The sequence below is a fragment of the Streptomyces sp. NPDC012510 genome (assembly GCF_042955065.1).
Lineage (GTDB): Bacteria > Actinomycetota > Actinomycetes > Streptomycetales > Streptomycetaceae > Streptomyces.
Genome location: NZ_JBIBEN010000006.1, coordinates 222,946 through 247,424 on the forward strand (window position 1 = coordinate 222,946; position 24,479 = coordinate 247,424).

At 68.6% G+C, this 24,479-nt stretch carries 34 protein-coding genes and 3 pseudogenes; 30 read left to right on the plus strand and 7 right to left on the minus strand.

Features of this window, described 5'->3' with window-relative positions:
- Positions 1 to 3: 3 nt before the first annotated feature.
- Positions 4 to 1,080, plus strand: coding sequence for an endo-1,4-beta-xylanase (locus tag ACFY9I_RS13630; RefSeq protein ID WP_391000887.1), 1,077 nt, complete (start codon positions 4 to 6; stop codon positions 1,078 to 1,080).
- A 12-nt stretch (positions 1,081 to 1,092) separates the two neighbouring features.
- On the opposite strand, the pseudogene ACFY9I_RS13635 reads toward ACFY9I_RS13630, so the two are convergent.
- From ACFY9I_RS13635 to ACFY9I_RS13645, 3 pseudogenes are all read right to left on the minus strand, one after another.
- Positions 1,093 to 1,224 (minus strand): annotated as a pseudogene (locus ACFY9I_RS13635) (Uma2 family endonuclease); the annotation flags it as partial.
- Positions 1,225 to 1,253: 29 nt separating this feature from the next.
- Positions 1,254 to 1,945, minus strand: a pseudogene (locus tag ACFY9I_RS13640) (helix-turn-helix domain-containing protein); the annotation flags it as partial.
- Positions 1,946 to 2,228: 283 nt separating this feature from the next.
- Positions 2,229 to 2,665, minus strand: a pseudogene (locus ACFY9I_RS13645) (ATP-binding protein); the annotation flags it as partial.
- 155 nt (positions 2,666 to 2,820) lie between these two features.
- On the opposite strand from ACFY9I_RS13645, the gene ACFY9I_RS13650 reads away from it, so the two are divergent.
- On the plus strand, positions 2,821 to 3,696 hold the full coding sequence (locus ACFY9I_RS13650; protein WP_391000889.1) for a Scr1 family TA system antitoxin-like transcriptional regulator: 876 nt from the start codon (positions 2,821 to 2,823) through the stop codon (positions 3,694 to 3,696).
- A complete protein-coding gene (locus tag ACFY9I_RS13655; protein ID WP_391000892.1) occupies positions 3,693 to 3,902 on the plus strand; it encodes a DUF397 domain-containing protein in 210 nt (69 codons plus the stop codon). Before ACFY9I_RS13650 ends, ACFY9I_RS13655 begins: the two co-directional genes overlap by 4 nt.
- Before the next feature lie 21 nt (positions 3,903 to 3,923).
- Here the strand turns inward: ACFY9I_RS13655 and ACFY9I_RS13660 are convergent, their stop codons facing one another.
- Together ACFY9I_RS13660 and ACFY9I_RS13665 are read right to left on the minus strand one after the other, a co-directional pair.
- Positions 3,924 to 4,334: a PIN domain-containing protein gene (locus tag ACFY9I_RS13660; RefSeq protein ID WP_391000895.1), complete on the minus strand. Its 411-nt coding sequence runs from the start codon at positions 4,332 to 4,334 to the stop codon at positions 3,924 to 3,926.
- Positions 4,331 to 4,549: a type II toxin-antitoxin system VapB family antitoxin gene (locus tag ACFY9I_RS13665; protein ID WP_391000898.1), complete on the minus strand. Its 219-nt coding sequence runs from the start codon at positions 4,547 to 4,549 to the stop codon at positions 4,331 to 4,333. The genes ACFY9I_RS13660 and ACFY9I_RS13665 overlap by 4 nt, the downstream gene beginning before the upstream one ends.
- 471 nt (positions 4,550 to 5,020) lie before the next feature.
- Here ACFY9I_RS13665 and ACFY9I_RS13670 point away from each other — a divergent pair, with 471 nt between their 5' ends.
- Positions 5,021 to 5,848, plus strand: coding sequence for a hypothetical protein (locus ACFY9I_RS13670; RefSeq protein ID WP_391000901.1), 828 nt, complete (start codon positions 5,021 to 5,023; stop codon positions 5,846 to 5,848).
- 13 nt (positions 5,849 to 5,861) lie between these two features.
- On the opposite strand, the gene ACFY9I_RS13675 is transcribed toward ACFY9I_RS13670, so the two are convergent.
- Together ACFY9I_RS13675 and ACFY9I_RS13680 are read right to left on the minus strand one after the other, a co-directional pair.
- The gene (locus ACFY9I_RS13675) at positions 5,862 to 8,678 is read right to left on the minus strand and encodes an RNA repair domain-containing protein (protein ID WP_391000904.1); all 2,817 of its coding nucleotides are present in this window, start codon (positions 8,676 to 8,678) and stop codon (positions 5,862 to 5,864) included.
- Positions 8,679 to 8,697: 19 nt separating this feature from the next.
- Complete coding sequence (locus ACFY9I_RS13680) at positions 8,698 to 10,371, minus strand: RNA ligase family protein (RefSeq protein ID WP_391000907.1); 1,674 nt, start codon at positions 10,369 to 10,371, stop codon at positions 8,698 to 8,700.
- A 95-nt stretch (positions 10,372 to 10,466) separates the two neighbouring features.
- Between ACFY9I_RS13680 and ACFY9I_RS13685 the strand changes: the two genes are divergently transcribed.
- The 26 genes from ACFY9I_RS13685 to map all read left to right on the plus strand — a co-directional run bounded on the left by ACFY9I_RS13685 (position 10,467) and on the right by map (position 24,470).
- A complete protein-coding gene (locus ACFY9I_RS13685; protein WP_391000910.1) occupies positions 10,467 to 10,745 on the plus strand; it encodes a DUF1275 family protein in 279 nt (92 codons plus the stop codon).
- Positions 10,746 to 10,777: 32 nt separating this feature from the next.
- Positions 10,778 to 11,092, plus strand: a complete 315-nt coding sequence (locus ACFY9I_RS13690) for a hypothetical protein (RefSeq protein ID WP_391000913.1) — start codon at positions 10,778 to 10,780, stop codon at positions 11,090 to 11,092.
- A gap of 407 nt (positions 11,093 to 11,499) precedes the next feature.
- Positions 11,500 to 11,808: a 30S ribosomal protein S10 gene (gene rpsJ / locus ACFY9I_RS13695; protein ID WP_003948644.1), complete on the plus strand. Its 309-nt coding sequence runs from the start codon at positions 11,500 to 11,502 to the stop codon at positions 11,806 to 11,808.
- A gap of 17 nt (positions 11,809 to 11,825) precedes the next feature.
- On the plus strand, positions 11,826 to 12,470 hold the full coding sequence (gene rplC / locus ACFY9I_RS13700; RefSeq protein ID WP_005481233.1) for a 50S ribosomal protein L3: 645 nt from the start codon (positions 11,826 to 11,828) through the stop codon (positions 12,468 to 12,470).
- A gap of 7 nt (positions 12,471 to 12,477) precedes the next feature.
- Positions 12,478 to 13,134 carry a 50S ribosomal protein L4 gene (gene rplD / locus ACFY9I_RS13705; RefSeq protein ID WP_391000916.1) on the plus strand — a complete coding sequence of 219 codons (657 nt, stop codon included), beginning with the start codon at positions 12,478 to 12,480 and terminating at the stop codon, positions 13,132 to 13,134.
- Entirely contained in the window at positions 13,134 to 13,553 is a 420-nt protein-coding gene (rplW, locus tag ACFY9I_RS13710) for a 50S ribosomal protein L23 (protein WP_215448529.1), read from the plus strand. Before rplD ends, rplW begins: the two co-directional genes overlap by 1 nt.
- Before the next feature lie 49 nt (positions 13,554 to 13,602).
- Positions 13,603 to 14,439, plus strand: coding sequence for a 50S ribosomal protein L2 (gene rplB, locus ACFY9I_RS13715; protein WP_149825919.1), 837 nt, complete (start codon positions 13,603 to 13,605; stop codon positions 14,437 to 14,439).
- A 12-nt stretch (positions 14,440 to 14,451) separates the two neighbouring features.
- Entirely contained in the window at positions 14,452 to 14,733 is a 282-nt protein-coding gene (rpsS, locus tag ACFY9I_RS13720; protein ID WP_033528345.1) for a 30S ribosomal protein S19, read from the plus strand.
- A 42-nt stretch (positions 14,734 to 14,775) separates the two neighbouring features.
- The gene (gene rplV, locus ACFY9I_RS13725) at positions 14,776 to 15,123 is read left to right on the plus strand and encodes a 50S ribosomal protein L22 (protein WP_184904641.1); all 348 of its coding nucleotides are present in this window, start codon (positions 14,776 to 14,778) and stop codon (positions 15,121 to 15,123) included.
- Entirely contained in the window at positions 15,123 to 15,944 is an 822-nt protein-coding gene (gene rpsC / locus ACFY9I_RS13730) for a 30S ribosomal protein S3 (RefSeq protein WP_380853521.1), read from the plus strand. The genes rplV and rpsC overlap by 1 nt, the downstream gene beginning before the upstream one ends.
- Positions 15,945 to 15,949: 5 nt before the next feature.
- Complete coding sequence (gene rplP, locus ACFY9I_RS13735; RefSeq protein ID WP_004927269.1) at positions 15,950 to 16,369, plus strand: 50S ribosomal protein L16; 420 nt, start codon at positions 15,950 to 15,952, stop codon at positions 16,367 to 16,369.
- Positions 16,369 to 16,593 (plus strand): 50S ribosomal protein L29, encoded by a 225-nt coding sequence (rpmC, locus tag ACFY9I_RS13740; protein ID WP_003998824.1) that lies wholly within the window; start codon positions 16,369 to 16,371, stop codon positions 16,591 to 16,593. The genes rplP and rpmC overlap by 1 nt, the downstream gene beginning before the upstream one ends.
- Positions 16,593 to 16,880: a 30S ribosomal protein S17 gene (gene rpsQ, locus ACFY9I_RS13745; protein ID WP_391000923.1), complete on the plus strand. Its 288-nt coding sequence runs from the start codon at positions 16,593 to 16,595 to the stop codon at positions 16,878 to 16,880. The genes rpmC and rpsQ overlap by 1 nt, the downstream gene beginning before the upstream one ends.
- A gap of 97 nt (positions 16,881 to 16,977) precedes the next feature.
- Positions 16,978 to 17,346 carry a 50S ribosomal protein L14 gene (rplN, locus tag ACFY9I_RS13750; protein WP_003998823.1) on the plus strand — a complete coding sequence of 123 codons (369 nt, stop codon included), beginning with the start codon at positions 16,978 to 16,980 and terminating at the stop codon, positions 17,344 to 17,346.
- A gap of 2 nt (positions 17,347 to 17,348) precedes the next feature.
- The gene (gene rplX, locus ACFY9I_RS13755) at positions 17,349 to 17,672 is read left to right on the plus strand and encodes a 50S ribosomal protein L24 (RefSeq protein ID WP_033528346.1); all 324 of its coding nucleotides are present in this window, start codon (positions 17,349 to 17,351) and stop codon (positions 17,670 to 17,672) included.
- Positions 17,672 to 18,229, plus strand: coding sequence for a 50S ribosomal protein L5 (gene rplE, locus ACFY9I_RS13760; RefSeq protein WP_020135807.1), 558 nt, complete (start codon positions 17,672 to 17,674; stop codon positions 18,227 to 18,229). The genes rplX and rplE overlap by 1 nt, the downstream gene beginning before the upstream one ends.
- Before the next feature lie 5 nt (positions 18,230 to 18,234).
- Positions 18,235 to 18,420, plus strand: coding sequence for a type Z 30S ribosomal protein S14 (locus ACFY9I_RS13765; protein ID WP_003948630.1), 186 nt, complete (start codon positions 18,235 to 18,237; stop codon positions 18,418 to 18,420).
- A 214-nt stretch (positions 18,421 to 18,634) separates the two neighbouring features.
- The gene (gene rpsH / locus ACFY9I_RS13770) at positions 18,635 to 19,033 is read left to right on the plus strand and encodes a 30S ribosomal protein S8 (RefSeq protein WP_013001411.1); all 399 of its coding nucleotides are present in this window, start codon (positions 18,635 to 18,637) and stop codon (positions 19,031 to 19,033) included.
- Positions 19,034 to 19,057: 24 nt separating this feature from the next.
- The gene (rplF, locus tag ACFY9I_RS13775) at positions 19,058 to 19,597 is read left to right on the plus strand and encodes a 50S ribosomal protein L6 (RefSeq protein ID WP_033528347.1); all 540 of its coding nucleotides are present in this window, start codon (positions 19,058 to 19,060) and stop codon (positions 19,595 to 19,597) included.
- 3 nt (positions 19,598 to 19,600) lie between these two features.
- A complete protein-coding gene (rplR, locus tag ACFY9I_RS13780) occupies positions 19,601 to 19,984 on the plus strand; it encodes a 50S ribosomal protein L18 (protein ID WP_005481210.1) in 384 nt (127 codons plus the stop codon).
- 39 nt (positions 19,985 to 20,023) lie between these two features.
- A complete protein-coding gene (rpsE, locus tag ACFY9I_RS13785; RefSeq protein ID WP_003992370.1) occupies positions 20,024 to 20,629 on the plus strand; it encodes a 30S ribosomal protein S5 in 606 nt (201 codons plus the stop codon).
- Between the two features lie 2 nt (positions 20,630 to 20,631).
- Positions 20,632 to 20,814: a 50S ribosomal protein L30 gene (rpmD, locus tag ACFY9I_RS13790; RefSeq protein ID WP_003974250.1), complete on the plus strand. Its 183-nt coding sequence runs from the start codon at positions 20,632 to 20,634 to the stop codon at positions 20,812 to 20,814.
- Positions 20,815 to 20,816: 2 nt separating this feature from the next.
- Positions 20,817 to 21,272, plus strand: a complete 456-nt coding sequence (gene rplO, locus ACFY9I_RS13795; RefSeq protein WP_059079051.1) for a 50S ribosomal protein L15 — start codon at positions 20,817 to 20,819, stop codon at positions 21,270 to 21,272.
- A gap of 242 nt (positions 21,273 to 21,514) precedes the next feature.
- Positions 21,515 to 22,828 (plus strand): preprotein translocase subunit SecY, encoded by a 1,314-nt coding sequence (secY, locus tag ACFY9I_RS13800; protein ID WP_391000931.1) that lies wholly within the window; start codon positions 21,515 to 21,517, stop codon positions 22,826 to 22,828.
- The gene (locus tag ACFY9I_RS13805; protein WP_391000934.1) at positions 22,828 to 23,490 is read left to right on the plus strand and encodes an adenylate kinase; all 663 of its coding nucleotides are present in this window, start codon (positions 22,828 to 22,830) and stop codon (positions 23,488 to 23,490) included. The genes secY and ACFY9I_RS13805 overlap by 1 nt, the downstream gene beginning before the upstream one ends.
- 143 nt (positions 23,491 to 23,633) lie before the next feature.
- Complete coding sequence (map, locus tag ACFY9I_RS13810; RefSeq protein WP_391000937.1) at positions 23,634 to 24,470, plus strand: type I methionyl aminopeptidase; 837 nt, start codon at positions 23,634 to 23,636, stop codon at positions 24,468 to 24,470.
- The last annotated feature ends 9 nt before the right edge of the window (positions 24,471 to 24,479 follow it).

The following is a 24,479-nucleotide window of genomic DNA, read 5'->3' on the forward strand; positions in this document are numbered from 1 at the left end:
TAGATGACGTACATCAACCGCTTTCGCATGCCCGCGCTCGGGGTGGTCGCCGCGGCGCTGCTGTCCACGGCGGTGGCCGTGCCGTCGGCCTCGGCGCATGACCAGGCAGGACGGTCCTTGCGGGCACTCGCCGACCGGGCCGGCGTACGCATCGGCACGGCCGTCGACATGGCGGCCCTCGCGGACGACAGGACATACCGCAGGACGACGGGCCGTGAGTTCAACTCGGTGACCGCCGAGAACGTCATGAAGTGGGAGTCGGTGGAGCCGCAGCGGGGGGTGTACGACTGGAAGGCCGCCGACGACCTGGTCCGCTACGCGCGCAAGAACGGCCAGGTCGTCCGGGGTCACACCCTGGTCTGGCACAGCCAGCTCCCGGGCTGGCTGACGGCCGGGGTGGCGGACGGCTCCATCGACGCGGCGGAGCTGCGCGGGATCCTGCGCAACCACATCACCACCGAGGTGAAGCGGTACAAGGGGAGGATCCAGCAGTGGGACGTGGTGAACGAGGTCTTCGAGGAGGACGGCAGCCTTCGGGACTCGATCTGGCTGCGTGAGCTGGGTCCTTCGTACATCGCGGACGCCTTCCGCTGGGCACACGCGGCCGACCCGAGGGCGAAGCTCTTCCTGAACGACTACAACGTGGAAGGCGTCAACGCGAAGTCCACGGCGTACTACGAACTGGCGAAGCGGTTGCGCACGGAGGGCGTACCGGTGCACGGCTTCGGCGCCCAGGGCCACCTCGCGATCCAGTACGGCTTCCCGGGGCAGGTCGCCGAGAACCTGGCCCGCTTCGGGGCGCTGGGCATGCGGACGGCGTTCACGGAGGTGGACGTACGGATGATCCTGCCGGTGGACGAGGCGAAGCAGGCGACCCAGGCGTCGTACTTCCGGCGGCTGCTGGACGCGTGCCTGGGGGCGCGGAGCTGCACGTCCTTCACGGTGTGGGGGTTCACGGACCGGTACTCGTGGGTGCCGGAGGTGTTCGAGGGGCAGGGCTCGGCGACACCGATGGACGAGGAGTACGGGCGGAAGCCGGCGTACGGGGCGCTGCGGGAGGGGCTGGCTGCGGGGAGGTGACCGGCGTCGTCCTCAGCCCTGGTCCGGGTAACGGGGCAGGTTCTCCGTGGAGATGGTCCAGTCGGCGATGGTGATGTCCTCGCCGTAGACGAAGTCCTTGCGGGTGGCGTAGCGCGGGCCGTCCGGGGTGGCGTGGATGTCGCTCCCATGAGGTTGGGCATGGGGTCGGGCCCGCAGTCGCGGCAGCGGCTGCCCTTCGGTCCCCGGAAGCCGCGGTCGCAGCCGTCGCAGCCGTCGCAGCCGTCGCAGCCGTCGCAGTTCGTCATGGGGTACTGGACGGTAGGGGCGGGTGGTGACGCGGGCGCCCGGAACGGCGGCAGGGGCGGCAACTGGGCCGTGAGCCGGTAGGCCAGGAGGGCGGCCGGGCGGTGGAGGGGATCGTTCGGGAGATCGTCGGTCAGGGCGTGGCGTACGGCGGTGGGGGTGAGGCCGCGCTCCAGCCAGGCGGCGACGCCCGGGGCGAGGTGCGCGGTGTCGCAGGCCGAGAGGAGGAGGCGGGGGTCCGTGCGGCGCAGGTCGGCGAGGAGGTCGGTGGCCGTCTGTGTCTCCAGCTCGCGCAGCGCGGCGGGATCCGGGTCGCGCCCTCCTTGAAGCGGGCGGCGACGCTCTCGATGTCGACGCGGGCGCCCTTCGGCAGCGACTGGATGTGCGTCGCCAGTCCGATCGCGAGCAGCGACAGCTCCGGGTGCTGGGCGAGGTGGTTGCCGATCACCGTGAAGCGGGCGGTGTGGCGGGTGTGGTCGTGGAGCAGGCCGCCGCCGGAGTGAGGCCGGTCCGGGTGCTGCTCCGGGTGCCGGTTCGGGTGGTTGTTGTCGGCAAGCCGGGCGTGGGCGCGCGGGGGCGCGCTAGGGTGCTGCGTATCCATCGGGAAGGTCTCTTCTTCCTTGGTGGTCAGGCCCTCGCACTGGGATTGCCGTCCCGGCGGGGGCCGTCGTCTGTCTGCGGTTGTTGTGCGGTGTGCGGTGTCGTGCTGCGCCGAGAGTAGGGCAGGTGACCGCTCCCGAATCCAGCCGAGTGGGCGATGTTCACCCGCGAGGGTGAGGCGGCCTGCTGGGCGGGAGGAGGGGTGGGGTTTGGTCGGGTTCTTTCTCTCCCGGGTTCTTTGGGAAAAGACCGCCCGTCGCACCGAAGCCCGCGGAACTGGGTTCCGGTTCCGGTGCAGGCCGGAGAGCGACCTCGGCCCAGACGGTCTTGCGCGGCGGCCTCCCCGGCGTGGTGCCCCAGCGGTCGGCGAGCGCCTCGACGAGGAGGAGACCTCGGCCGGACTCGACGTCGGGGGTGGGGGGTTGGGCTGTGGGCAGTCGTTCACCACGCGTGTCCGTGCCTCGATACGGAGGGTGGCGCCGATGACGTACATCGTCAGGTCGAAGTCACGGCCCTGAACTCGCCCATGAGTCGCCGCGTTGGCCGCCAGCTCGGCGACGATGTGGTCCGCCGGGTGCAACGGCATTCCCCAGTCGCGCAGTTGCTCGGTGGCGAGGAGACGAGCGAGGCGGGCTCCGCGTGGCGTGGATGACAGCCGCACGCTGAAGTTGCGGAGGGGGCTGACGAGTTCGGTGTCGGGGGCGACGGTTTCCTGATTCACATCACTCAGCGTGGCGGTGCGTGCCTAATGTGAACAGTTACTACGCCGATACGTACGGTTACTGTCCAGGGCTTGTCCGGCGCTGTCGAGCTTGTCCGGAACGGTCGTACGGGTAGGCGGCGTTGCGTCACATCGGTACGGCGGAGAGGTGCGCGATGCGCGTGGACGGCGACGCGGTTCGGCTGAAGGACGAGACGAACGAGCCAGGTTGGGAGGTGGACCCCGACGACGACTGGGGTGTCGCGGTCGTCGAGACCGTGGGGCGACAGCTGAAGCTTCGGCGCGAGGCCGTCGGCATGCGGGTCGCCGACTTCGCCGTGGCGATCGGGTACGGCGAGGACCTGGTCTACAAGATCGAGGCCGGCAAGCGGATTCCCCGCCAGGAGTATTTGGACAAGTCCGACGAGGTGCTGAAGTCCGGCGGGCTCATCTCGGCGACCTGGGAGGACGTGAAGAAGGTCCGGTACCCGAAGAAGGTGCGGGAGCTGGGGAAGCTGGAGGCGCAGGCGGTCGAGATCGGGGTCTACGAGTGCAACATCATCGCCGGGCTGCTGCAGACGCCGGACCATGCGCGGGCCGTCATCGGGGCGGCCCAGCCGCCGTACTCGCTGGACGACGTGGAACGCATGGCGGCGGCCCGGCTTGCCCGCCAGTCGGTCTTCGAGCGGGATCCGGCGCCGTCGATTCACTTCGTCTTGGAAGAGGCGCCGCTACGTCGGCAGGTCGGAGGCACAATGGTGTGGCGACGGCAGCTCGAACGCCTGCTGGAGGTGGGGCGGTTGCACAACGTCACGCTTCAGGTGATGCCGACGAACACTGAACCCCACCCAGGACTGGACGGCAGGATCGAGCTGCTGAAGTTCTCGGACGGTACTGCCGTGGGCCGCTCCGACGGTGCGTTCAACGGTCGGGCGACCCATGATCCCAAACGCCTGCGCATCCTTGAGTTGCGGTATGGCACCATCCGGGCTGAGGCGCTCTCGCCCCGGGAGTCGCTGGCCTTCATCGAGCAACTGCTGGGAGAGAAATGATCCACAAGATCGCTGGCGGGGACACCTCCGACTTGGCGTGGTTCAAGAGCAGTTACAGCGGTGGCACCGACGGCGAGTCATGCGTCGAGGTCGCGGCCGTCCCCGGCACCGTCCACATCCGCGACTCCAAAGACATACGGCTCCCTCAGCTCGCGCTCACGCCGTCCGCCTGGGCGGACTTCGTGTCGTACGCGGCCGAGGGCTGAGCAGTCAGTCGCTCGTCCTGATCAAACGACCGACGGCTGTCCGCGGACGGCGGAAAGGCCCGGCCTGGCCTTGGTGACGGCGGCGAAGTCGTCATCGACGTGGAGCAGGGTCAGGCGATGATGCTCGGCGGTGAGTGCGATCAGGATGTCGATCGGCGAGGGCCCTCTGTGGTGGCCGATCTGCAACAGGTCCCGCTGCACTGCGATGATCTTCGGCCACGGGTCGTCGATGGCCGGTACCCAGCCGAAGGTCTGGCCGATCATGGTGAAGAAGGGCTCGTGGTCGCGGTCCGCGCGCAGGCCGGGCATCAGCTCCGATTCGACCGGAGGACAGATGGCCACCAGGCCGCGTGCCACGCGATCGGGCCAGGGCGCGCCGAGCTGGCCGCGCAGGAGCCGCCAGACGGCGGACGTGTCGGCAAGGTAGGTCACAGCCCTGCTTGCTCCCTGGCTTCGAGTACGTCGAAGTCGAGGAAGTCGTCGGCGTTGGCCTGGAGCCAGCGCAACGCGCGGGCTCGGTCCTCGGCGCTGATCGCCGACGCTATGGCCAAAGCCCGGTTGATGGTGTCCCGCTTGGTCTTGGTGCCCAGTTGCTGCTGGGCGAAGGCCAGCATGTCGTCGTCGAGGTCGACCAGGGTCCTGGACATGGTGCCTCCCGCGCGAGTCGTATATACGGTCTCTGATCGTATATCAACCGGGCTGTGCGGGGAGGTCTGGCCCGAATTCGCCGCTGATCGGCGTCGTGCATCCGCACCGCAAGAGCTCGACGCACTCTGTGGCCCCTGTGCCGGGGCGTGCCGTGTCGGGCATCGTCCCCGGCGGTGACGTCATGGTCGTCGTGGTGCGGATGTTCGGGCCGACGGCGGGCGCAAGTGACGTACCGGTGTCCCGACGGCACCGTGGAAGAGCGGATCCTCTATGAGGAGGACGCCAAACGGCTGGCGCCGACTGGTCTCCAGCCGCACCTTCACCATGACGCCGGTTTCTCCAGTGCTGTCATGCATCCCTGATCGAGGGCAAAGTCTGCCCTCTGAGGTGCGTTGACCTGTGGAATCGCCGCGATATCACTCTTGGTACTCTGCCGCCTCCCGTACGGACATCCATTCGAAGAGGTGTGAATGAAGACAGGCAGACGAACCGTCGCGGTGGCCACGCTCGTGGGGGCGCTCGGGCTCTCGGTGCTGAACGCGCCGTCGGCTCAGGCGGCGGATACAGGGATCACCGTGTCGGACATCGTCATCAACCACGGCAAGCCGATCGTGGTCGGTACCTCGAAGGACGTGGAGCCGCCCATCTCCTTCAACATCGCGCTGCCGTCCGGGTACAGCACATCCAACCCCTCCCGCTACGACGCCTACCCCTTCCTCTACCGCGGCACCATGAAGACGGCGGCCAGCACAGGGGAGAACTTCATCGGGCCGGGCGGTTACACCTGCTACGAGATCGACTCCAAGCACGCCCGTTGTGAGGGCAACCTCTACATCGACCCGCACCCGAGCCAGGAACACGTCGACTCCAACAGTGACGCCACGACGTGGAAGGTCGGTGTCTCGCTGCGGCTGTGGAAGGCCGACGGCGGTCTGAAGACCGAGGAACTCGAGACGCGGTCCACGACCGCCCAGCTCAAGCGCGCGGCCAAGGCCACGACCAACGCCTCCCCGGAGCCCGTCACCAAGGGCAAGGCCATCACCGTCACCGGCAAGCTGACCCGGGCGAACTGGAGCACGAAGAAGTACGACGGCTACGGCGGCCGTACCGTGAGCCTCCAGTTCAAGGCCAAGGGCACCGACACCTTCAAGACGGTCAAGAAGTCCACCACCAGCAGCACGGGGGCACTGAAGACCACGGTCACGGCCTCCGCCGACGGCTCGTACCGCTGGGTCTACTACGGCAACAGCACGACCGGCGTCGCCACCAGCGCGTCGGACTACGTCGACGTGCGCTGACCGCCCAGACCCCTCAGTACAGGGTCGGCACCTCGCCGCCCTCGGCCCGGGTGAGCGTGACCCCCGCCAGACCGCGTAGCCGGCGTTCCGCCACGGCGGTCAGCTCGTCGGTGGTCGGCGGGGTCTGCCCCAGGCCGATGGCGTAGCGGGCGGGGGCCGTGGTGAAGGGGCGGGGCCAGGCGTGGCAGTCGGGGGCCAGTTCGGCGAGGTCCGTGACCAGGGCCCGCATCCTGCCCCGGACACGGCCCTCGTCCGCGCCCTCGTCCCGGCTCCCGCTCCCTCCCCCCGCCGTCACGATGGCCCAGGCCGCATGGCGACGGTGGAGCGGGGGAGGGGCGAGGAGGTCGGGGAACGAGCCGCCTTCCTCCAGCAACTCCCAGGCACGGAACAGCTCTTGTGCCACGAGATCGCGCATGCCCTCCGTGACCTGCTCCGTGCAGGAACGGACCGGGGCGGACGGGGTCGCGACGGTGAGGGGACCGGCGGGAACTCCGCCGGATCCTCCCACCGGCTCGCGCCAGTCCCACGCCGCCCACGTCGCGAAGAAGTGCCGGAGGAGGTCGGCCGGTGACAGGTCACCGGCCTCGCCCGTCCGCCTGTCGCCGGTCTCCCTCGCCGTGCGGGCCGCCAGCACGGACCAGGCCAGCCCCGGGAGCCCTCCGAACGGTGCCGAGTCCAGGCCCCTCGCCCTCGCCCACGCCTTGACCTGCCTGGCCAGCCGGGCGAATGCCTGACCGTGGGCGCCCATCGACGTGAGCACCGCCTCCGCATCGCTCACCGCGCTGAGCGCGATCGCCGCCGCCTCGCCCAGCTCGGCCCGCCGCGCCACCGCCTCCGCCGGGTCCATCGCCCCGGTGGCCACGACCGCCAGATCCACGTCCAGCCCGTCGAGTCGCAACCGTACGCCGGGTACGCGAGCGCCGATCACCTCGCGTACGTCGCCGACCGACGCATGCGTCATCGCGATCAACTTCGCCTGCACATCGACCAGTTCCACCGACCCTGGCAGTGCCGCCACCAGGTCCAGGTCCGCCCCCGGCAACGCGCAGCCCATGCGCCGGGAGCCGACCACGTGTACGACGCCGTCCGGGAGTGCCTCCGCGACGAGGCGGGCGGCCCGGTCGGCCACCTGGTCCCCACCGGGCCCGTCCACCTCGTACGGCGTCGACTCTTCCGCCCACCGCACCTCTCCCGTCCCGAGGCTCACCGTCCCCCGCACCCGCATGGGCTCGTCCCCGCGCCGCGACAGCAGCGCCAGTTCGCCGACGCTGGCCGACAGGGGCGTGAGGCGGGCCGCGCAGGCGGCGGCCAGCGCGTTCGGGTCGGTGGTGCGGCCCAGGCTCAGATGCGGGGTGAAGCCCTCATGCCGACCGCGACAGTGCGGGAAGTGGCGTACGAGGGTGCTGTGCAGCTCGGCCCAGGGCCCCTCCCTGCCCGCCGCCGGGTCGAGCCACACCGTCGCGTCGTCCCGGTGGCCGAACCAGTGCACGCCCTCCAGTCGGACGTCGAACGGAGCCGTCGTGGCCCCCGCGAGCGCCGAGGTCGCCTGCTCGAAAGCGTGTTCCGGTACGAAACCGAAGAGGACGTTCACATGCGGGGGCCAGCGGTGGATCTGCGGGTCGTGCTCCCGGCGGATGTCCTGCAACGGCGGCCACAGCTCCTCGGGAGGCAGCCAGGCCAGTGCCGTGCGCGCCGTCGGACGGATGTCGAGGCTCGCGGGGGTGTCCGTGTCCGGGTCGGCCGGAGCCACCTCCGCCCTCACCCCGTAGTGGTCCGAGATGTACAGCCCCTCCGGCGTCGGCGCGTCCCCGTAGAGCTCGGCCCGTGCCACCCGCAGCCCCTCCCCGCGCAGCAGGACCCGGTCCAGGCGGGACGCCCGCCCCGACAGGGACGAGATCGCGGCCAGGGGGTTCGCACCCGGGTCGAAGGTCGGGGTGGTGTCGGCGGCGCCGTGGGTCTCGCTCCAGGCGTCCCGCATACCGAGGCTCGTCTGCGGGGTATCACCGCCGTCGTTGAAGTCGCCCAGCAACAGCAGGTCGGCGTCCAGCCCCGCCAACCCCTCGGCGACACGGGTCAGTTCGGCGGCGCGGCGCCCCGCCCCGTCGGTGGAGTGGTCACTGCTCAGATGCGTCGCCGCGACGACGAGGGGGCGTACGCCCGTGTCCACGACCACGGCGGTCACCGCCTTGTGCGGGCCCAGCGCGTGGAAGGCGGCCTCGCGCACCGGCAACCGGCTCAGCAGGAGCAGCCCGCACTCCTCCACGTCCCGGCCACGCGGGTCCGACCCCAGCGTCCAGCCCTCCCGCACCCAGGGTTCGCGCAGCAGCACGGCCAGCAGCGCCGGCTCGACCTCCTGCAACGCGATCACGTCCACCTCGGCGTCGCGCAACGCCCGCAACAGCAGCGGCCTGCGCCGGGCGGTGTCGATGCGGTCGGCGTCGTAGCGGTCCCAGAGTGTGTTCCAGGTCAGCACCCGTACGGTTCCTGAGGCGACTCCGCGCGGTGAGCGCGTGGGGGCCCAGCCCTCCCCGCCCCACGCGCACGGCGTGCGCGCCGTGAAGAACGGCGCACGCAACAGCCGGGCCTCCCGTACGCGCCCCGCCTCCGTCGCGTCGATACGGTCCACCCCCGTGGTCCGGTCCCAGACCAGCTCACCGTCCGCCTCGAAGAACAGCACCCGGTGCCACGGGATCTCGCCGCCGGGCACGAACGCGGGCAGCGGCACCCGCTTGGGCGCGGCGCCCCGCTGCAGGACGCCGAGCACGAAGCGGGCCGGGTCGAAGCGCGCGTCCCAGCGCACCCGGTGGTAGATCTCCTCGCTCGTCCGCACGGTTCCTCAGACCTCTTCCTCAGACCTCGTCCTCTATGGTCCCGCTCGCACCGACGTACCAGGTGCGGTGCGCGTCGCCCGGATACGGCGGGGCGAAGCGGCGCAGCTGGCCGGTGAGCACGTCCGGCGGCACGGGGTGCTCGCGGCGGCCGTTGCGGCGTACCAGCTCGTCCTCGTCGACCAGGACCACGGCGTGGGTGATCAGGGCGTTGCGGCGGTGGGCGACCGCGTGCACCAGTGAGCGCTGCTGGTGGGTCAGGGAGGTGGCGTCCCACACCGTCGTTCCGCCGGCGGCGAGTGCCGCGTCCAGCCGGTCCAGCCCGGCGCGCAGCACATCGGCGTTGGCCCGCTGGTCGGCGCGTGCGCCGCGCGCGGCGCGCAGGTCGTCGAGCGATACGTACGTGTCCACGCCCGCGAGCCCTCGCGCGAACGTGCTCTTGCCGCCGCCGGCCGGGCCGACCAACTGGATCAGCCTCGGGAAGGCCCCCGACCGCCACCGCCAGGTAGCCGCGACGGCCTCCGCCGCATCTCCTACGCGCCCCCGCACATACGCCTCCCGCCCCTCGGCCCGGCACCGGAGCGCCGCGTCGGCCGGCAGAGCGGCGAACGCCTCCGTCAGGGCCCGCTCGTCGAGGCCCCGCACCTCCTCGGCGTGCAGCGCCGACCACTCCACCTGCTCGTGCGCCTCGTCCGTCGCCGCCGTGGCCCGGGCGACCGCGTGCAGCAGGCCGAGATCGGCGGCCAGGGAGAGCCGGGCCAGGCCCGTCCGGCGGTCCTCGTCCGGATACGGCCGGTGCAGCGCGGAGTGCAGCCCCACGAGATCGGCCACCCGGCGGGCCAGCGGCATCCCCACGGCCCCGGCCAGCCGGGCGGCGACCCGGGCCCGTCGGCCGCCCGGGGCGTGCGCGTGCAGCAGCGCGGCCAGGACGCCGACGAGCCGCTCGTCGCCGGTCCGCCCCTCCGGGGCGAAGCGGGCCACGGCCTCCCCGTCCCCCTCCCCGGGCAGTCCGACGGCCTCCGCCAGCGCCTCGGCGTCCACGGGCGCGCCGGAGCGCACGGCCCACAGCGGCGCACGCGCCCCCAACCCGTTCTCCACGACGGCCGCGTGCATCCAGTGCGTGTCCGTCCGCACGTGCCCGGCCCGCACCCACTTGGCGACGCGCGCGCCGAACTCGTCCGCGGTGAAACCGTCCACGACCCGGACGACGTACCCCTCCTGCCGCCCGAGGTCCAGCCGCAGCGCGCGCAGCGCCTTCTCGTCGAACACACCCCGCCACAGCACCCGCGGCACGGGGATGCCGAGCCCGCGCAGCAGGTCCACGGTCCGGTCCCAGCCCAGGCAGCGCCCGTCCGCGTCCCACACCGAGAAGCCGTAGAACCAGCTGTCCAGGTCGTCGTACGGGAGGGAGTGGCGCGCGAACATGTTCTCGCCGCACACCCGCCAGCCCGCCGGGACGGCGTGGCCGATACGGGCCTGGAGCGCCTTGACCCAGGTGCGGGAAGGGTGGTGCGCGGAGTCGAGCGAGCGGGCGTGCAGGCCGTCGGCGTACAGCGTGGTGTTCTCGCCGTCGAGTTTCTCGGTCACGACGACCTCGCGGCCGCGCAGGCCCGACAGGTCGGTGACCCGCAGATCGTCGGCGGTCGCGCCGGGGGACCAGGGCAGATGCCTGGTCCGCGGATAGTGCGTGCGCATGATGGACGTTCCCCCGTGACAGCCGACTTACCTGATCAGCGTAGGAGCGCGGCTCACGGCGGGCGAGCGGATTACGCGCGGCTCAGGGTCCGGGTATGAAGCCCAGAGCGGGTGTCGGGCTCACCTCGATCATGGTGGTGCCCACGGTGACGACCGGTGTGATCGAGGCCGTCAGCTTCCTGGTGCTCGGCCCGGTGTTCACCGCCGTGCAGACCGGCAACCTCCTCTTCCTCTCCTTCGCGCTCACCGGTGCCCCCGGTCTCTCCCCGGCGGCGGGCGTCTCGTTCGCCGGCTTCACGGTCGGCGCGGTGCTCGGTTCCCGGTTCGAGTCGACCGTGGACGCCCGTGCCGGCGCTGGTTCCCGCCCGCGCTGATCGGCGAGGCGCTGCTGCTGGGACTCGGCGGGGTGGTCGCCTGGCGCACGGGCCTCGACGTGCCGGGCCACCCGGCGGACGGTCCGCACTTCGCCGTGGTCGCCCTGGCCGCCGGGGCCATGGGCGTGCGCAACATCACCACCCTGCGGGCCCGGGTCGCGGACGTGGGCGCCTGGCTCCACCACGAAGGGGTGCGCCCGGCGGCGGTCCTGCTGATCCCGGCCGTCCTGGTCCTCCTGCTCGGCACCGCGTTCTGGCGCGAAGGCCCCCCGGACCGTGAGGCCGGCGCCGCGCACGTCGGAGCCGGGCTGAGCCGTCGACCGCGGCCGGGCGGCGCCCGGGTTTGACCTGCGTCACTCTCGGGGTAATCTCTCCGGCTCGATTGGCGGAGGCGCTGCGCCGTATGGCAGACTAGCGGGGTTGCTCGGTCGAGTGTTGATGCTGCGCGCCTCCCGCCGGGAGGACCGGAAGCGAGTCCCACAGTACTCGTCGCCCCAACTGCCTGATGGCAGCGCTGGGGCGGACGTACGGGAATCTTTCGGGAAGTGTCAGTGCGGCACCGGCCAGGCACCCGGTGGGCCTCCGCCCCCGGCCCGCGGCTGTAGGTGGGGCCGCGTTTCCCAAGACTGGGGATGTTCGAACAAGGGACATCCGTGTCAGCGGGAGCGCGACACGCCCGACCGCGTGGGTCGGAGGGGCGGGTGACGGAACACCGGGTTCCAGAGCGTTCGAGACAAAGGACTACTGAGTAGCCATGGCGGGACAGAAGATCCGCATCCGGCTCAAGGCCTACGACCACGAGGTCATCGACTCCTCGGCGAAGAAGATCGTCGAGACGGTGACCCGCACTGGTGCGTCGGTCGCGGGCCCGGTGCCGCTGCCCACTGAGAAGAACGTGTACTGCGTCATCAAGTCGCCGCACAAGTACAAGGACTCGCGCGAGCACTTCGAGATGCGCACGCACAAGCGCCTGATCGACATCCTCGACCCCACCCCCAAGACCGTTGACTCTCTGATGCGACTCGACCTCCCGGCCGGTGTCGACATCGAGATCAAGCTCTGAGGGTCGGTGAGCTGAGAATGGCTAAGCAGATCAAGGGCATCCTGGGCGAGAAGCTCGGCATGACGCAGGTGTGGGACGAGAACAACCGTGTTGTTCCGGTCACCGTCGTCAAGGCCGGCCCCAACGTCGTCACCCAGGTCCGTACGAACGATGTCGACGGCTACGAGTCGGTCCAGATCGCCTTCGGCGAGATCGACCCGCGCAAGGTGAACAAGCCCCTCAAGGGCCACTTCGCCAAGGCCGACGTCACCCCCCGCCGCCACCTCGTCGAGATCCGCACCGCGGACGCCTCCGAGTACACGCTGGGCCAGGAGATCTCCGCCGAGGTCTTCGAGGCCGGCGTCAAGGTGGACGTGACCGGCAAGAGCAAGGGCAAGGGCTTCGCCGGTGTCATGAAGCGTCACAACTTCAAGGGCCTCGGCGCCGGACACGGCACCCAGCGCAAGCACCGCTCGCCGGGCTCGATCGGTGGCTGCGCCACCCCGGGCCGTGTGTTCAAGGGCCTCCGCATGGCGGGTCGCATGGGCAACGAGCGGGTCACCACCCAGAACCTGACCGTCCACGCCGTTGACGCGGAGAAGGGTCTGCTGCTCATCAAGGGCGCGGTTCCCGGTCCGAACGGCGGCCTCGTCCTGGTCCGCACCGCGGCCAAGGGGGCCTGAGGTACCGATGAGCACTGTTGACATCCTTTCGCCTGCCGGCGAGAAGACCGGAAGCGTCGAGCTCCCCGCGGAGATCTTCGGCGTCGAGAAGGTCAGCATCCCGCTGATCCACCAGGTCGTCGTCGCGCAGAACGCGGCTGCCCGCCAGGGCACGCACAAGACCAAGACCCGCGGCGAAGTCCGTGGTGGCGGTAAGAAGCCTTACCGGCAGAAGGGCACCGGCCGCGCCCGTCAGGGCTCGACCCGCGCGCCGCAGTTCGCCGGTGGTGGCGTCGTGCACGGTCCCGTGCCGCGTGACTACTCGCAGCGGACCCCGAAGAAGATGAAGGCCGCGGCCCTGCGCCACGCCCTCACCGACCGGGCCCGCCACAACCGCATCCACGTCGTCTCCGGCGTGATCGAGGGCGAGAACCCGTCCACGAAGGCCGCCAAGTCGCTGTTCGGCAAGATCTCGGAGCGCAAGAACCTGCTCCTGGTCGTCGAGCGTGCCGACGAGGCCGCGTGGCTCTCCGCCCGCAACCTGCCCCAGGTGCACATCCTGGAGCCGGGCCAGCTGAACACGTACGACGTGATCGTCTCGGACGACGTGGTCTTCACCCAGGCCGCTCTCGAGTCCTTCGTCGCCGGCCCGAAGGCCAACGACACCGAAGGGACTGAGGTCTGATGGCCATCCGTCACCCCTCCATCGCCTCCAAGGCGGCCAAGGCCGCCAAGGCCGCGCGCGTCGCCAAGGCGCGTCGTCACGCCGCCGAGGGCAAGAACACCGTCGTCACCGCGCCCAGCAAGGCGTTCACGGACCCCCGTGACGTGCTGCTGAAGCCGGTCGTGTCGGAGAAGAGCTACGCGCTCCTCGACGAGGGCAAGTACACGTTCATCGTGGCCCCCGGCGCCAACAAGACCCAGATCAAGCAGGCCGTCCAGGCGGTCTTCTCGGTCAAGGTCACCGGGGTCAACACGATCAACCGCCAGGGCAAGCGCAAGCGGACCCGCACGGGCTTCGGCAAGCGTGCCGACAGCAAGCGCGCGATCGTGACCCTTGCCGAGGGCGACCGTATCGACATCTTCGGCGGTCCGACCGCGTAAGCGGGTCGGAGCGTCCAGATAATCGGAAACTTCCGAGGACTGAGAGACAATGGGAATCCGCAAGTACAAGCCGACTACGCCGGGCCGCCGTGGCTCCAGCGTCGCCGACTTCGTCGAGGTCACGCGGTCCACGCCGGAGAAGTCGCTGGTTCGCCCCCTGCACAGCAAGGGCGGCCGTAACAATTCCGGTCGTGTGACCGTCCGTCACCAGGGTGGCGGCCACAAGCGCGCCTACCGCGTGATCGACTTCCGTCGTCACGACAAGGACGGCGTGCCGGCGAAGGTCGCGCACATCGAGTACGACCCCAACCGCACCGCGCGCATCGCGCTGCTGCACTACGCCGACGGCGAGAAGCGCTACATCCTCGCCCCGCGCAACCTGCAGCAGGGTGACCGCGTCGAGAACGGTCCCGGGGCCGACATCAAGCCGGGCAACAACCTGGCGCTGCGCAACATCCCGGTCGGTACCACGATCCACGCGATCGAGCTCCGTCCCGGTGGCGGCGCCAAGTTCGCCCGCTCCGCCGGTGCCTCCGTGCAGCTGCTCGCGAAGGAGGGCGCCTACGCCCACCTCCGCATGCCGTCCGGTGAGATCCGCCTGGTCGACGTGCGCTGCCGCGCCACCGTCGGCGAGGTCGGCAACGCCGAGCAGAGCAACATCAACTGGGGCAAGGCCGGCCGCAAGCGCTGGCTGGGCGTCCGCCCGACCGTTCGCGGTGTGGCGATGAACCCGGTTGACCACCCCCACGGTGGTGGTGAGGGCAAGACCTCCGGTGGTCGCCACCCGGTCAGCCCCTGGGGTCAGAAGGAGGGTCGTACTCGTTCGCCGAAGAAGGCTTCGAACAAGTACATCGTCCGCCGCCGCAAGACGAACAAGAAGCGCTAGGAGCGGGTTCAGATGCCGCGCAGTCTCAAGAAGGGGCCCTTCGTCGACGACCACCTGATCAAGAAGGTGGACGCCCAGAACGAAGCCGGCACCAAGAACGTCATCAAGACCTGGTCCCGTCGCTCGATGATCATCCCGGCCATGCTCGGCCACACGATCGCGGTGCACAACGGCAAGACCCACATTCCGGTGTTCGTCACCGAGTCGATGGTCGGCCACAAGCTCGGCGAGTTCTCGCCGACGCGCACCTTCCGGGGTCACGTCAAGGACGACCGGAAGTCGAAGCGCCGCTAACAGCGGGGTGGAATGACCATGACAGACACTGGAAGGACAACCATGGAAGCCAGGGCCCAGGCGCGGTACATCCGCGTCACGCCCATGAAGGCCCGCCGCGTGGTGGACCTCATCCGTGGCCTCGACGCCACGGAGGCTCAGGCGGTCCTGCGTTTCGCCCCGCAGGCCGCGAGCGTGCCGGTCGGCAAGGTGCTGGACAGCGCCATCGCCAACGCCGCGCACAACTACGACCACACGGACGCCTCCTCGCTGTTCATCAGCGAGGCGTACGTCGACGAGGGCCCGACCCTGAAGCGGTTCCGTCCGCGTGCCCAGGGCCGTGCCTACCGGATCCGCAAGCGGACCAGCCACATCACCGTGGTCGTCAGCAGCAAGGAAGGAACCCGGTAATGGGCCAGAAGGTAAACCCGCATGGGTTCCGGCTCGGTGTCACGACCGACTTCAAGTCGCGTTGGTACGCCGACAAGCTGTACAAGGACTACGTCAAGGAAGACGTCGCCATCCGTCGGATGATGACGTCCGGCATGGAGCGCGCCGGCATCTCCAAGGTCGAGATCGAGCGCACCCGTGACCGCGTCCGCGTGGACATCCACACCGCGCGTCCGGGCATCGTCATCGGCCGCCGTGGCGCCGAGGCCGACCGCATCCGCGGTGACCTCGAGAAGCTCACGGGCAAGCAGGTCCAGCTGAACATCCTCGAGGTCAAGAACCCCGAGACGGACGCTCAGCTCGTGGCCCAGGCCGTCGCCGAGCAGCTCTCCTCCCGCGTCTCCTTCCGCCGTGCCATGCGTAAGAGCATGCAGTCGGCGATGAAGGCCGGCGCCAAGGGCATCAAGATCCAGTGCGGTGGCCGCCTCGGTGGCGCCGAGATGTCCCGCTCGGAGTTCTACCGCGAGGGCCGCGTGCCCCTGCACACGCTCCGCGCGAACGTGGACTACGGCTTCTTCGAGGCCAAGACGACCTTCGGCCGCATCGGCGTGAAGGTCTGGATCTACAAGGGCGACGTCAAGAACATCGCCGAGGTCCGCGCCGAGAACGCCGCTGCCCGTGCGGGTAACCGCCCGGCGCGCGGCGGTGCCGACCGCCCGGCCCGTGGTGGCCGCGGTGGCGAGCGGCGCGGTCGCAAGCCGCAGCAGGCTGCCGGCGCCGAGGCCCCCAAGGCCGAGGCCCAGGCGTCCGCTCCGGCTGAGAGCACCGGAACGGAGGCCTGACCGACATGCTGATCCCCCGTAGGGTCAAGCACCGCAAGCAGCACCACCCGAAGCGCCGTGGTCAGGCCAAGGGCGGTACGACGGTCGCGTTCGGCGAGTACGGCATTCAGGCCCTCACGCCGGCGTACGTGACCAACCGCCAGATCGAGGCGGCCCGTATCGCGATGACCCGCCACATCAAGCGTGGCGGCAAGGTCTGGATCAACATCTACCCGGACCGCCCGCTCACGAAGAAGCCCGCCGAGACCCGCATGGGTTCCGGTAAGGGTTCGCCGGAGTGGTGGATCGCGAACGTGCACCCGGGCCGGGTCATGTTCGAGCTGTCCTACCCCAACGAGAAGATCGCCCGTGAGGCCCTGACTCGCGCCGCCCACAAGCTGCCGATGAAGTGCCGGATCGTCAAGCGCGAGGCAGGTGAAGCGTGATGTCGGCCGGTACCAAGGCGTCCGAGCTGCGCGAGCTGGGTGACGAGGAGCTTCTGGCGAAGCTTCGCGAAGCCAAGGAAGAGCTGTTCAACCTCCGCTTCCAGGCGGCGACCGGACAGCTTGAGAACCATGGCCGTCTGAAGGCGGTCCGCAAGGACATCGCGCGGATCTACACCCTGATGCGCGAGCGTGAGCTGGGCATCGAAACGGTGGAGAGCGCCTGATGAGCGAGAACAACGTGACTGAGACGAACACCGAGACGCGCGGCTTCCGCAAGACTCGTGAGGGCATCGTCGTCAGCGACAAGATGGACAAGACCGTCGTCGTCGCCGTCGAGGACCGCAAGAAGCACGCCCTGTACGGCAAGGTCATCCGTAGCACGAGCAAGCTCAAGGCCCACGACGAGCAGAACGCCGCCGGCATCGGCGACCGCGTCCTCCTGATGGAGACCCGGCCGCTGTCCGCCACGAAGCACTGGCGCGTCGTCGAGATCCTCGAGAAGGCCAAGTAATTTCCTGCGGGGCATTCCTCGCAGGACAGTTCCGCCAGGCTCCGGGGGCCGTTCCTGAACGGCCCCCGGGGAACCGGCAGACAATCAGGAGATAGACGTGATCCAGCAGGAGTCGCGACTGCGTGTCGCCGACAACACTGGTGCGAAGGAGATCCTTTGCATCCGTGTGCTCGGTGGCTCCGGTCGCCGCTACGCGGGCATCGGTGACGTCATCGTCGCCACCGTCAAGGACGCGATCCCCGGTGGCAACGTGAAGAAGGGTGACGTCGTCAAGGCGGTCATCGTTCGCACCGTCAAGGAGCGCCGTCGTCCGGACGGCTCGTACATCCGCTTCGACGAGAACGCCGCCGTCATTCTGAAGAACGACGGCGACCCTCGCGGCACCCGTATCTTCGGCCCCGTCGGCCGTGAGCTGCGCGAGAAGAAGTTCATGAAGATCATCTCGCTCGCGCCGGAGGTGCTGTAAGCATGAAGATCAAGAAGGGCGACCTGGTCCAGGTCATCACCGGTAAGGACAAGGGCAAGCAGGGCAAGGTCATCGCGGCCTTCCCCCGCGAGGACCGCGTCCTGGTCGAGGGTGTCAACCGGGTCAAGAAGCACACCAAGGCCGGTCCGACCGCTCGCGGTTCGCAGGCCGGTGGCATCGTCACGACCGAGGCCCCCATTCACGTGAGCAACGTTCAGCTCGTCGTGGAGAAGGACGGCAAGAAGGTCGTCACGCGTGTCGGTTACCGCTTCGACGACGAGGGCAACAAGGTTCGCGTTGCCAAGCGGACGGGTGAGGACATCTGATGGCTACCACCACGACTCCGCGTCTCAAGACGAAGTACCGCGAGGAGATCGCGGGCAAGCTGCGTGACGAGTTCAAGTACGAGAACGTCATGCAGATCCCCGGCCTCGTCAAGATCGTGGTCAACATGGGTGTGGGCGACGCCGCCCGCGACTCCAAGCTGATCGAGGGCGCCATCCGCGACCTCACCACGATCACCGGTCAGAAGCCGGCCGTCACCAAGGCCCGTAAGTCCATCGCGCAGTTCAAGCTGCGTGAGGGCCAGCCGATCGGTGCCCACGTCACCCTCCGTGGCGACCGCATGTGGGAGTTCCTGGACCGCACCCTGTCGCTCGCGCTCCCGCGCATCCGCGACTTCCGTGGTCTGTCCCCCAAGCAGTTCGACGGCCGTGGCAACTACACCTTCGGTCTCACCGAGCAGGTCATGTTCCACGAGATCGACCAGGACAAGATCGACCGTACCCGGGGCATGGACATCACCGTGGTGACCACGGCGACCAACGACGCTGAGGGCCGTGCGCTCCTTCGTCACCTCGGCTTCCCCTTCAAGGAGGCGTGAGCGAGATGGCGAAGAAGGCTCTGATCGCGAAGGCTGCTCGCAAGCCCAAGTTCGGCGTGCGTGGCTACACGCGCTGCCAGCGCTGCGGCCGTCCCCACTCCGTGTACCGCAAGTTCGGCCTGTGCCGCGTGTGCCTCCGTGAGATGGCTCACCGTGGCGAGCTGCCGGGCGTGACCAAGAGCTCCTGGTAATCCCCACTTTCAGGGATTCCCGAAGCTCTCGGTAAGCACTGGGCGTGTCAGGCGCCCACCCATCCATGGCTTAGGCTTGGAGGGTTGGGCGCCTGACGGTAGCCCGTACGACTTACTACGCCGTAGGTCCCCGCACCGCACCCGTCCCGCCATCGAGTGGGGAGAGGGATGGCGCATACAGGAAACCCCGGCGAGAGAGGCCGAAGGCCAATTCATGACCATGACTGATCCGATCGCAGACATGCTTACGCGTCTGCGGAACGCGAACTCGGCATACCACGACTCCGTGACGATGCCGGCATCGAAGATCAAGTCTCACATCGCGGAGATCCTCCAGCAGGAGGGCTTCATCACGGGCTGGAAGGTCGAGGACGCCGAGGTCGGCAAGAACCTCGTCCTGGAGCTGAAGTTCGGCCCCAACCGTGAGCGCTCCATCGCGGGCATCAAGCGGATCTCCAAGCCCGGTCTCCGGGTGTACGCGAAGTCCACCTCCCTGCCCAAGGTGCTGGGCGGCCTCGGCGTGGCGATCATCTCCACGTCGCACGGGCTCCTCACCGACAAGCAGGCCGGCAAGAAGGGCGTAGGCGGAGAAGTCCTCGCCTACGTCTGGTAGCGGAAGGGAACGGAGGAAACAGCTATGTCGCGCATTGGCAAGCTCCCCATCACGGTTCCCGCCGGCGTGGACGTCACCATCGACGGCCAGACGGTCTCGGTCAAGGGCCCCAAGGGCACGCTGACCCACACCGTCGTGGCGCCGATCGAGATCGCCAAGGGTGAGGACGGCGTCCTGAACGTCACCCGCCCCAACGACGAGCGTCAGAGCAAGGCCCTGCACGGCCTGTCCCGCACGCTGGTGGCGAACATGATCACCGGCGTGACCCAGGGTTACGTGAAGAAGCTCGAGATCAGCGGTGTCGGTTACCGCGTGCAGGCCAAGGGTTCGAACCTCGAGTTCGCGCTCGGCTACAGCCACCCGATCACCGTCGAGGCGCCCGAGGGCATCACCTTCAAGGTGGAGAACCCCACCCGGTTCTCGGTCGAGGGCATCGACAAGCAGAAGGTCGGCGAGGTTGCGGCCAACATCCGCAAGCTGCGCAAGCCCGACCCGTACAAGGCCAAGGGCGTCAAGTACGAGGGCGAAGTCATCCGCCGCAAGGTCGGAAAGGCGGGTAAGTAAGCCATGGCATACGGCACGAAGATCGCTAAGGGCGACGCTTACAAGCGTGCTGCCATCAAGCGGCGCCACATCCGTATCCGTAAGAAGGTCAACGGTACGGCTGAGCGTCCCCGCCTGGTCGTGACCCGCTCGAACCGCCACATCGTGGCCCAGGTGATCGACGACCTCAAGGGTCACACCCTTGCGTCGGCGTCCACCCTGGACTCGTCGATCCGTGGCGCGTCGGAAGACAAGTCGGCGCAGGCCGGCAAGGTCGGCGCCCTGGTCGCCGAGCGTGCCAAGGCCGCCGGTGTCGAGGCCGTTGTGTTCGACCGAGGTGGTAACCGGTACGCGGGTCGCATCGCGGCCCTGGCCGACGCCGCCCGCGAGGCCGGGCTCAAGTTCTGAGCTCGCTGCGTAGCTAGCGGAAAGAGAGAGGTAAATCCAATGGCTGGACCCCAGCGCCGCGGTGGCGGTGCCGGTGGCGGCGAGCGGCGGGACCGGAAGGGCCGTGACGGCGGCGCAGCTGCCGCCGAGAAGACCGCGTACGTTGAGCGCGTCGTCGCGATCAACCGCGTCGCCAAGGTTGTGAAGGGTGGTCGTCGCTTCAGCTTCACCGCGCTGGTCGTGGTGGGCGACGGTGACGGCACCGTGGGTGTCGGTTACGGCAAGGCCAAGGAGGTGCCGGCCGCCATCGCCAAGGGCGTTGAGGAGGCCAAGAAGCACTTCTTCAAGGTCCCCCGTATCCAGGGCACCATCCCGCACCCCATCCAGGGTGAGAAGGCTGCCGGCGTCGTCCTGCTCAAGCCCGCGTCCCCCGGTACCGGTGTTATCGCCGGTGGTCCGGTGCGTGCCGTGCTCGAGTGCGCCGGTATCCACGACGTGCTGTCGAAGTCGCTCGGCTCCGACAACGCGATCAACATCGTGCACGCGACCGTGGCGGCCCTGAAGGGTCTGCAGCGTCCCGAGGAGATCGCGGCCCGCCGCGGTCTGCCCCTCGAGGACGTCGCCCCCGCGGCTCTGCTCCGTGCGCGTGCCGGGGCGGGTGCGTAATCATGGCGCAGCTCAAGATTACGCAGGTCAAGTCCTACATCGGCAGCAAGCAGAACCACCGTGACACCCTGCGCTCCCTTGGTCTCAAGGGCATCAACACGCAGGTCGTCAAGGAGGACCGCCCCGAGTTCCGCGGCATGGTGCACACCGTCCGCCACCTCGTGACGGTCGAGGAGGTCGACTGATCATGGCGGAGAACAACCCGCTCAAGATCCACAACCTCCGTCCCGCCCCGGGCGCCAAGACCGCGAAGACCCGTGTCGGTCGTGGTGAGGCGTCGAAGGGTAAGACGGCCGGTCGTGGTACCAAGGGCACGAAGGCCCGCTACCAGGTTCCGGAGCGCTTCGAGGGTGGCCAGATGCCCCTCCACATGCGTCTCCCGAAGCTGAAGGGCTTCAAGAACCCCTTCAAGACGGAGTTCCAGGTCGTGAACCTGGACAAGCTCGCCGCCCTCTACCCCGAGGGTGGGGAGGTCACCGTTGCCGACCTGGTCGCCAAGGGTGCCGTCCGCAAGAACAGCCTCGTCAAGGTCCTCGGCCAGGGCGAGATCTCCGTGGCGCTGCAGGTGACGGTCGACGCCGTCTCCGGCTCCGCCAAGGAGAAGATCACCGCCGCCGGCGGTACCGTCACCGAGCTCGTCTGAACCCATCAGGTGTCTCGATGACGTGAGCGATCCCGACCGGGGATACCCCACAAATGGGGTATCCCCGGTTGGTCGTTCCTAGGGAAGCAGTCTCGCCGGTAAGGTGACCTGCGCTGCCCGTTTTCACAGGGGACCCCTAACCGGGCACTCGATGCGGCAGTTAAACGTTACGTAAGTCGTCCTCATCAGAATCTCAAAACCGTCACCCTTGACGCAGTAGCGCGGGGGTCGCAGGAGGCACCGTGCTCACCGCGTTCGCCCGGGCGTTCAAGACGCCCGACCTGCGCAAGAAGCTGCTCTTCACGCTCGGCATCATCGTGATCTACCGGATCGGCACCCATGTGCCGATCCCTGGCGTCGACTACACCGCCGTCCAGTTCTGCATCGACCAGGCCCAGACCAACACGGGTCTCTTCGGTCTCGTGAACATGTTCAGCGGCGGCGCGCTTCTGCAGATCACGATCTTCGCGCTCGGCATCATGCCGTACATCACGGCGAGCATCATTCTGCAGCTGCTGACCGTGGTGATCCCGCGTCTGGAAGCCCTGAAGAAGGAGGGGCAGTCCGGTACGGCGAAGATCACGCAGTACACGCGTTATCTGACGGTGGCCCTGGCCATCCTGCAGGGCACCGGCCTCGTCGCCACCGCGCGCAGCGGCTCGCTCTTCAGTAGTTGCTCGCAGGCCAGCGCGATCGTCCCCGACCAGTCGATCTACACCACCATCGTCATGGTCGTCACCATGACCGCCGGTACGGCCCTCGTCATGTGGCTCGGTGAGCTGATCACCGACCGCGGCATCGGCAACGGTATGTCGATCCTGATGTTCATCTCGATCGCCGCCACCTTCCCGTCCGCCCTGTGGGCCATCAAGGAGCAGGGCGACCTGGCGGGCGGCTGGATCGAGTTCGGCACCGTCATCGCCGTCGGCCTGGTCATGGTCGCGCTCGTCGTCTTCGTGGAGCAGGCTCAGCGCCGTATTCCGGTCCAGTACGCGAAGCGTATGATCGGCCGCCGTTCCTACGGCGGTACGTCGACCTACATTCCGTTGAAGGTCAACCAGGCGGGCATCATCCCTGTGATTTTCGCCTCGTCGCTGCTCTACATTCCGGCCCTCATCGTGCAGTTCTCCAACTCCACGGCGGGCTGGGCGAGTTGGATCACCGCCAACCTGGCCGACACGGCCGCGCCGGCGCACATCACGATCTACTTCTTCCTCATCGTCTTCTTCGCCTTCTTCTACGTGGCCATCTCGTTCAACCCCGAGGAAGTCGCGGACAACATGAAGAAGTATGGTGGCTTCATCCCGGGAATCCGGGCTGGCCGACCGACCGCTGAGTACCTGAGCTACGTACTCAACCGGATCACCTGGCCGGGTTCGCTGTACCTGGGTCTGATCGCTCTCGTGCCGACAATGGCGTTGGCTCCCTGGGGTGCAAATGCCAACTTCCCGTTCGGTGGAACCAGCATCCTGATCATCGTGGGTGTGGGTCTGGAGACGGTGAAGCAGATCGAGAGCCAGCTCCAGCAGCGCAATTACGAAGGGTTCCTCCGCTGATGCGAATCGTCCTCGTCGGGCCGCCGGGTGCCGGGAAGGGAACGCAGGCCGCGTTCCTGGCGCAGAACCTGTCGATCCCGCACATCTCCACGGGCGACCTGTTCCGGGCCAACATCAGCAAGCAGACGGAGCTCGGCAAACTCGCGAAGTCCTACATGGACAAGGGCGAGCTGGTGCCGGACGAGGTCACCATCGCGATGGCCAAGGACCGCATGGAGCAGCCGGACGCCGAGCAGGGCTTCCTGCTCGACGGCTTCCCGCGCAACGTCTCGCAGGCCGAGGCGCTGGACGTGACGCTCCAGGACGAGTCCATGAACCTCGACGCGGTGCTGGACCTGGAGGTCCCCGAGGAAGAGGTCGTCAAGCGGATCGCCGGCCGTCGTATCTGCCGGAACGACTCCTCCCACGTCTTCCACGTCACGTACAAGAAGCCGAAGCAGGAGGGTGTCTGCGACGCCTGCGGCGGCGAGCTGTACCAGCGTGACGACGACTCCGAGGAGACCGTCCGCAAGCGCCTGGAGGTCTACCACACCCAGACCGAGCCGATCATCGACTACTACAAGGCCCAGGGCCTCGTGGTGACGATCTCGGCGCTCGGCCCGGTGGAGGAAGTCACCCAGCGCGCCATGGAGGCGCTCAAGCGCGAGGACGACGGCCAGTAGGCCGTCAGTCGTCCAGTACGACATAGGCCGCGGTGCCCGCGAGGGGCGCCGCGGCCGTACTGTTGTGTAGGCAAAAACCCGGAGCCCTCAGGACCGGGACCCCTTGAGTTCGTAGGCACAGAAGACGGAGAGCGCAGGCCCCCATGGTGCAGATCAAGAGCCCCGAGCAGATCGCCAAGATGCGCGAGGCGGGGCTGGTCGTCGCCGCCATCCACGCGGCCACCCGGGAGGCCGCCGTGCCGGGCGCCTCCACGAAGGACCTCGACGAGGTCGCCCGCAAGGTGATCGCGGAGCACGGGGCGAAGTCGAACTTCCTCGGGTACGGCGGTTTCCCGGCGACCATCTGCACATCGGTGAACGAGGTCGTGGTCCATGGCATCCCGAGCGACGAGGTCGTCCTGAAGGACGGCGACATCATCTCGATCGACTGCGGCGCGATCGTGGACGGCTGGCACGGGGACGCGGCGTACACGGCGTTCGTGGGGTCGGGCCACGCTCCGGAGCTCATCGAGCTGTCACGGGTGACCGAGGAGTCCATGTGGGCCGGCATCGCGGCGATGAAGCTGGGGAACAGGCTCGTCGACGTCTCCCGGGCCATCGAGACGTACATCCGGCGGCAGCCGAAGCCGGGGGGCGGGAAGTACGGGATCGTCGAGGACTACGGCGGGCACGGCATCGGGACCGAGATGCACATGGACCCGCATCTGCTGAACTACGTCGAGCGGCGGCGTGGCAAGGGGCCGAAGCTGGTGCCCGGGTTCTGCCTCGCCATCGAGCCGATGGTGTCCTTGGGCACGCCGAAGACGGAGGTCCTGTCGGACGACTGGACCGTGGTGACGACGGACGGCACGTGGTCCTCGCACTGGGAGCACTCGGTGGCGTTGACGGTGGACGGGCCGTTGGTGCTCACCGCCCCCGACGGGGGCAAGGCCAAGCTCGCGGAGTACGGGATCACTGCGGCTCCTGATCCGTTGAGCTGAGCTCCCGTG